This is a genomic window from Oleiphilus sp. HI0043 (assembly GCF_001634935.1).
Window position 1 is genome coordinate 1 of sequence record NZ_LWEY01001431.1, and the last position, 1,492, is coordinate 1,492.

Genomic DNA, 1,492 nt, shown 5'->3' on the forward strand with positions numbered 1-1,492 from the left:
CCCCGTAGACTTCCGAAAAGATGCTTTGGTGCTACTTCAAATTGCCGCTTTCTACAATGGCAAGAAAATGGAGTTCAAAGTACTGGGCGAGATCAAACACACCTCGATCGCTCCGGACGGCTTCACGCTTGGCGTATTTATTAAAGAAGCGCCGGACACTGCTTTTGCATTTTTAAAAAATATGCTGAAGGTCAGATCTAAATCAAGGGAATCAGTAATTTGCCTCTGACTTTTCGTTAATTTTTCATCACAGCCTATGATAATATTCCAATAAGGTAATAAGCTTAGTTTCAGGCAGAGGCTCCTTTACATGTGTGGAAGATTTGAAGTAGACAAAGCCATCGTCGATACAGGCGTATTCGAAGCATTTCATATACTTTTTCATGCCATAAACAATCATGACCAACGCCCTTCACAAGAGGTCGCCTGCCTTCACTATCAGCATGAGAAGCTATCGCAAACGCCTGCTCTCTGGGGGATCAACCCTCACTGGGCACATCACACCATATTCAACGCTCAGGCAGAAACCGTCGCCACCAAGAAGACCTTTAGTTCTGCTTATGCACTACACCGTTGCGTAGTACCCTGCTCGGCCTGGTTTGAATGGACAGGAGAGCCCGGGCACAAAATAAAACACCGTTTTTCACCGGCAATAGACGACGTTCTGTTTATGGCAGGAATACTATTTCCACTGAACTCAGGTGGCTTCCAGCTTGTTACCCTCACATGCGAAGCCGACCCTAATTGTGGAATTTATCACCATAGAATGCCTTTGTTAATCGAAGCATCAAAGGTGAAGGACTGGCTGGCACTGCCACGACCAGCCAATGAGATAAATCAATTTCACGATCATCACGCACTCCAGATTCACCCACCGATCAGTTCAACCCCGGCGACCTTCGAGCGCATAAGTGACTAGTAACCAAAACTACATTTTAGCAATCAGAGAATCCGGTAAAACACGCATAAGAGGCGCAACAATCGCCCAAGGCATTCGAGGAAGGGTAGAAGCTTTAACTTTCTTTTCAACCAGATCGGCAAACTGCTTAGCGCCCTGCTCTACATTGATAACAAAGGGCCTGCTGGGCAAACTACGGTTAATTTCCGTATCGATAAAACCGGGGTTAATGACACTCACATCAACATTGTCATTTAAGGTCTCCAGCCTAACCGCCTCCATATAGGTAGCCAAACCCGCTTTTGAAGCAGAATACGCAGCATTTCTTGGTAAACCTCGATAGCCCGCAACGGAAGCGGTTGCCACAATATGCCCACCACCTTGGGTCCGGAATGCTTTAAGCGCAGCCCTGACGGTAGCGATAGCACCATTTAGATTAGTATTGATTACGGCGAGCTGGTCATCTAAAGAGGCAATCTCGGCTTTGCCTGAGCGGGCAATCCCGGCATTAGCAACGATCATATCTAAACGCCCCAAAGAAGATTGAAAGCCCTTAATCACCTCATCCACCTGCGAAGTATCAGTGACATCAAG

3 protein-coding genes are annotated in these 1,492 nt (G+C 46.7%); 2 read left to right on the top strand and 1 reads right to left on the bottom strand.

Annotation, left to right across the window (positions count from 1 at the left end):
• On the top strand, positions 1–229 hold a 229-nt coding region (locus A3729_RS20110), incomplete at its 5' end, for a hypothetical protein (protein WP_231877474.1).
• A gap of 81 nt (positions 230–310) precedes the next feature.
• Positions 311–919: an SOS response-associated peptidase gene (locus tag A3729_RS20115; protein ID WP_068509266.1), complete on the top strand. Its 609-nt coding sequence runs from the start codon at positions 311–313 to the stop codon at positions 917–919.
• Between the two features lie 9 nt (positions 920–928).
• Here the strand turns inward: A3729_RS20115 and A3729_RS20120 are convergent.
• Positions 929–1,492, bottom strand: a 564-nt coding sequence (locus tag A3729_RS20120; RefSeq protein WP_068634205.1) for an SDR family NAD(P)-dependent oxidoreductase, incomplete at its 5' end; no start/stop codon positions are given.